Annotated in this window: 4 protein-coding genes; 2 read left to right on the plus strand and 2 right to left on the minus strand. The window is 67.6% G+C overall.

The window, feature by feature from the left end; translation table 11 throughout:
• Positions 1-86 precede the first annotated feature (86 nt).
• Positions 87-1,604 (minus strand): UbiD family decarboxylase, encoded by a 1,518-nt coding sequence (locus tag B0E53_RS33105; protein ID WP_107079549.1) that lies wholly within the window; start codon positions 1,602-1,604, stop codon positions 87-89.
• 664 nt (positions 1,605-2,268) lie between these two features.
• Positions 2,269-2,607, minus strand: a complete 339-nt coding sequence (locus B0E53_RS33110) for a hypothetical protein (protein ID WP_210406311.1) — start codon at positions 2,605-2,607, stop codon at positions 2,269-2,271.
• 656 nt (positions 2,608-3,263) lie between these two features.
• On the opposite strand from B0E53_RS33110, the gene B0E53_RS33115 reads away from it, so the two are divergent.
• Both B0E53_RS33115 and B0E53_RS33120 read left to right on the plus strand, forming a co-directional pair.
• Complete coding sequence (locus B0E53_RS33115) at positions 3,264-4,085, plus strand: hypothetical protein (RefSeq protein ID WP_210406312.1); 822 nt, start codon at positions 3,264-3,266, stop codon at positions 4,083-4,085.
• Between the two features lie 231 nt (positions 4,086-4,316).
• Complete coding sequence (locus B0E53_RS33120) at positions 4,317-4,622, plus strand: helix-turn-helix domain-containing protein (RefSeq protein WP_246835720.1); 306 nt, start codon at positions 4,317-4,319, stop codon at positions 4,620-4,622.
• Positions 4,623-4,904 lie beyond the last annotated feature (282 nt).

Raw genomic sequence — 4,904 nt, forward strand, 5'->3', positions numbered from 1 at the left:
CGTTGTACTTCTTCGGTGCGGGCATCGCTGGTGTTCCTCCCAGGTTTCGATGTCTCCATCAAACCCGGTGCGGAACAAGGACCTCCTCAGGAGTGGTGTTGACTGCCACTCTGCTGTTCATGGTTCAGCCTGGCTAGCACCCGCCGCTGCAGGTCAGCCGGAAAGTTGACGGAAAAGGCGGTGCTGCGCGGCCCGTCCTCTCCGATGGGCATCAGGCAGTCCAACACTTCGACCGGACCGCGTGCCGCGCTACGTTCTGCCTCCGAGTAGAAGACGACGCCGGCCGGGATCCGCTGGTCCATGACGACCACCCGGCCCGTGACCGGATGACACCGCGTTGACCAGGCCCAAAGCAAGTCACGCATATCGGTGAGGTCAATGTCGTGGTTGACGACCATCAGCCTGCTGATCCACCAGCCTGCGTGAACGGTGTCTGGAGCCTTACAGACATCGAGAATACGGCGCGCGAGGTCGGTCGAGCTCAACCCCGTGAGCTGCGCCCAGTCCGGAGAGACGGAGACGGCCAGCAGGGTGCAGGCGCTTTCCGGGACGACCCAGGCCGAAACGACCGGCAGGCCGGCGCGACGCAACTCCTCCAGTAGGACAGCTGCGATGCCGGGGCCACAGATCGTATGGTCTTCGTCAACCGGTTTGCCCGCGCAAACGACCGGGAGGATTGGCTCCTTTCGGTGAGTGATCGCAGTAACGTGGTAAACAGGACGGTTTTTACGGACAGCGGGCAGATAGCCGTGGTACTCGCCGGTAGGCCCCTCGAGCCACGACTCGTCGTCGGCCAGGTAGCCCTCGATGACCAGCTCAGCCGATGCCGGAACCTCAAGGTCCACAGTCTTGCAGCGCACGGTCTCCATCGGCTCGCCAAACAATCCACCGAGGAAGCCCGCTTCGTCCACCCCGTCGCGCAGCGGCATGCCGCCGACGAACAAAGCGCTTGGCTCGGCGCCCTGAACAAGCGCGAACGGCATCGGTTCACCGCGCTGCTGCCACATCTGGCGGATCACGTTGTTGTGCTGGCTGGCACTGACGATGCCGGTCATCCGTTTGCCGTCGATCAGCATCGCTCGGGCGATGGACCAGTTCGTCCATTTTCGGTCCGGGCTGGCGACTACGAAGATGCCAATTGTGTTGATGTAACGGCCGCCGTCTCCGACATGCAGCAGCGGGGTCGGCAGATTCGTCAGGTCCGCGGCGTCGCCGACCAGCACCTTCTCTTGGCACGGGGCGTCGTCCACGACAACTGGTGCGATGGGCTCGCGGCGCATCGCCGCTGCGAGTTCTTCGACGATCTGCCCGCCAGGCGTTGTCGGAGCCAGCCCGAGTGCGATCGCTACCCGGGCCATCCGGGCTTCGGCGGAGGAACTGTAGGCGAGGGGCGCCCCGACCACGCGATACCCACTGTATCCACGGATATTGGTGAATAGCGGAGCCGGTGCGCAGACCTCGCTGCTGTGGCGTGTGATTGCGCCAATTTCGTAGGCAGTGTCTACCTCCCAATCGATCCGCCGTAGGTCTCCGAGCTCATCAAGACGGCTCAGGTACTCACGAAGGCTTCGGGGACGGCCTGTCCGGGAAGAGCTGGTATGCATGGCGACTTATCCGATCGTGTGATGAGATCCTGGCCGCAGGCTCGGCGGCCGCGTGACTTGGTGAGCTTCATGCCGCGCTGGCTACGGGCGGTCCAGCGGTGAATGGTGGCGGCCGCGTGCCCCTTGTCGCCGTCATAGCCACGGGCGGAGGTCTTGTGGCCGTGCCGCGCCTCGGGATCCGCGGTGCAGTCCTTTGCCGCAAGACGAGCGATCCGGGACGCCCCGTCGGGGCCGGTCCCGCTGGAGATCGCCGCTGTAGCCGGGACCGCAGCTCATAGCCGGTGGCCCCCAACGACGGCGGCGCCGCCGACCGGATCGATGTAGTGCAGTCCTGGGTGGTCACGGCGTCGTGGATCGGTATCGAGTCATCGTTGAGGAGGACAACCCCGTCCGCGTCGGGGCAGACCATCGCCATCGCGTGTCCACTCCTCGCTCCCGATGGTCAACATCAGTCAGCCTGGCACACGCAACGCCCACAGCGGAAGATCACATGCGTCCGGATGAGGGCGCCGGGTCGCCCCGGGGGGTGTCCCTATGAGGTAGCGATGATTCGACTCATGACGATACGCCTGGCCGGTCAAACGATCCGCTGGGCCAACCCCACCGAGCGCGAAACCGCTCAACGCATCAACGTTGAGCAAATTCTGGCCACGTAGTCACCTGGTTACCCCACGGTCTCTGACGCCTCGGCCGCCTCAATCTCTCGCCGCAGCTCACCCGCGGCATGCTTGCCCCGCTTCTTCGGCTTGAACAGGGACTTGACCCCCTCGCCGACGGTCCCGGCCGCACCGGCGATCGCCCCACCGATTCCCTTCACGGCGGTCAACGCCTGAGGCTCGTCAGGAACTCCATCGCCGTCGAGGTCGACGCTTCGGAAGGGTCGGGTTACGGTGCCGGGTGCGTTCGCCACCCAGTTGCCCGTAGCTTTGGCCGCGTCCTCGAGCGCCACAAGCGCCCGGTTCGGCTCATCCTCTTCACCTTCCGCCGTGACATTGATCGGCACTGTGAGGTGATCGGGGAACTCCGATGGCGCCTCGGCAAATGCCGTCCGCGCCGCCTCGACGACCTCCCGGCCGAAAACGAATCGAGCGACACCGCCAGCGACGACGCTGACGCCGTACTCGAACGCTGCCTGCTGCCTGCCGTCGCCGCCCGCCGCCGGTGATGGGCACAGACCGACTCACAAGCCCCGCTGCGGCCCTGGCCAGCGCCGGGCTTCCCCACCGACGCGGGCGCCCGGCCGGCGAGGTGCATCTGTCACCGCCACCGGTCGCCTGTCAGACCCACCTGATCTGACAGGCATCCGGCAACCCTTGCGGCGCGGCCGTGACGCGGGCTGACATCACAGTTCAGCACCCCTTCCCGGCCAGAACGGGGGCAACCGGCGCTGACAGATCGGGCCGCTACCGTGTCGGCAACACCACCCCACATTTCGCAGCATCCCGGTTCGGTCCCGTCTCAGGATCCCCGCCGCATCCCTGCGGTTTGCGATACCCACCCGCTTCGGCCGGTCGGCACACATCCCGCGCGGCGACCCCTCGAGGTCAACCAGCCACTCGCACCACTGCATCTTCCCGTCCACCTGAAGCCGACCCGCGCGCCCCGTGGGCCGGTCACTCCTGCGCGCCCACGCGCAAGTTCATCGAAGGAGGATCACGCATGTCCCGTGTCAACGGCACTCCGCTGACCCGCCACGGCAGGCGCGTGCCCGCCGTCCCCGCACGACTGACCGCCGCGAAGGCCGCAACGCCGTCAGGGTCCCGACCGGTCGCCACCCGGGCGGCTACCACCACCTCGCGGCCGACCGTCACGCCGGCCCCGAGCATTGCCACGATGGTGATCTGCCTGCCCGACGGGCTACCCGCCGCGGCGCTCACGAGCCACCACCTCGACACTCACTTCGGTGTCACCGGCGCCCTCACGGCCCTGTTCTGGGCGGCGCCACGGCTGCGGCTCTGGCAGCACCACCTCATGATCGGGCTGCGCAAGGGCCGCCCTGCGCCGTGCGCGGGCGGACCGGTACGGCTGCTCGACCTGGCCGGTATGCGCTACGCCGCTGCCGTGGGCGCCGGCATCCGCCACCAGGTCTGGCAGCGGGTGGTGCACGGCACGAGAGCGGCCACCCCGTGGCCGATGTTCGAAACCCGCCACCTGACCGACCCCCACCGCTACCCCCTTGAGTCCGCGGTCGCGGACTTCCACGCCCAGCCCCGCGTACAGGCCATGCGTCTGCACGCCGCCACCCACGGTCCCGGGCAACCCTCCGTCGGGGAGCTGGAGATGTACCAGGCAGGTGAAGTGGCCTACCAGCACTACCGGGCCGCGAGCGCCGTCGCCGGCGATGCGATGCTCACCGCCGATGGCCGCAAGCTCGCCCCGGCCAGCGATGCCCTCGCTCACCGCATCACCTACCTGGAGCAGGCCCTGGCCCACCTTGATTCCCTCGGCCCAGATCAGCGGCTGCTCGCCGTCGCCATCTAGTGCGGACAGGCCGCCGACACCACTGGCACCCGAGGGGCCTCGGCCTGCCCTGCCGATATGTGAAGCACAGATGCGGGCTCATGCATGTCCGTGTCGGGCGTCGCGCTGCCTATGCCGCTGCAAGAGCCATTACCTTGGGTGCCGTGATTCGCCAGTGACGTCACGACCGGAACCAGTGCTCTGACCGGGAACGTTTACCGGGTTGGCGGCGGTGGGGCCGGAACCGGTTGGATGAGACGGACATCCGACGGGTTTGGGGGCGTGGTGGCGGAGCTGGTCAAGATCAGGAGGCTGACCGGCCAGGAGGGCCAGCAGTTACCACGGATCGTGCGCCGGGGCAGCACCAACACAGTGCGCTATCGACGGGCGATGGTGCTGCTGGCCTCGGCTGGCGGCAACCGAGTTCCAGTGATCGCCCGGTTGGTGCAGGCCGACGAGGACACGGTGGGGGACGTGATCCACCGGTTCAACCAGATCGGCCCGGCCTGCCTGGACCCTCGGTGGGGCGGGAGGCCGTCCCCGCCTGCTCAGCCCTGACGACGAGGTCGTCGTCCAGACGGCCACCACCCGCCCGACCAAGCTCAGCCAGCCCTTCACCCGCTGGTCCATCCGCAAACCGCTCGCCTACCTGCGCAAGGTGCACGGCCGGGTGATCCGCATCGGCCGCGAAGCCCTGCGCCAAACCCGGGCCCAGTGGCGCCCGCGGGAGCGCGCACAACCGACAGATGCGTCACAAGTGCCCGTTTTACGCGTTCGGGTCCCAGTCTGCGAGCTGCTCCATCGGCTCGGTGTCGCCGGTGGTCTCCAGGCCGTCGAGCG

The organism is Micromonospora sp. MH33 (assembly GCF_003013775.1).
Taxonomy (GTDB): domain Bacteria; phylum Actinomycetota; class Actinomycetes; order Mycobacteriales; family Micromonosporaceae; genus Micromonospora; species Micromonospora fulviviridis.

What these genes read in the sequence shown, in the direction of transcription:
- B0E53_RS33105 (WP_107079549.1), bottom strand. Translation starts at nt 1,604, where the DNA reads ATGCATACCAGCTCTTCCCGGACAGGCCGTCCCCGAAGCCTTCGTGAG.
- B0E53_RS33115 (WP_210406312.1), top strand. Translation starts at nt 3,264, where the DNA reads ATGTCCCGTGTCAACGGCACTCCGCTGACCCGCCACGGCAGGCGCGTG.
- B0E53_RS33120 (WP_246835720.1), top strand. Translation starts at nt 4,317, where the DNA reads ATGAGACGGACATCCGACGGGTTTGGGGGCGTGGTGGCGGAGCTGGTC.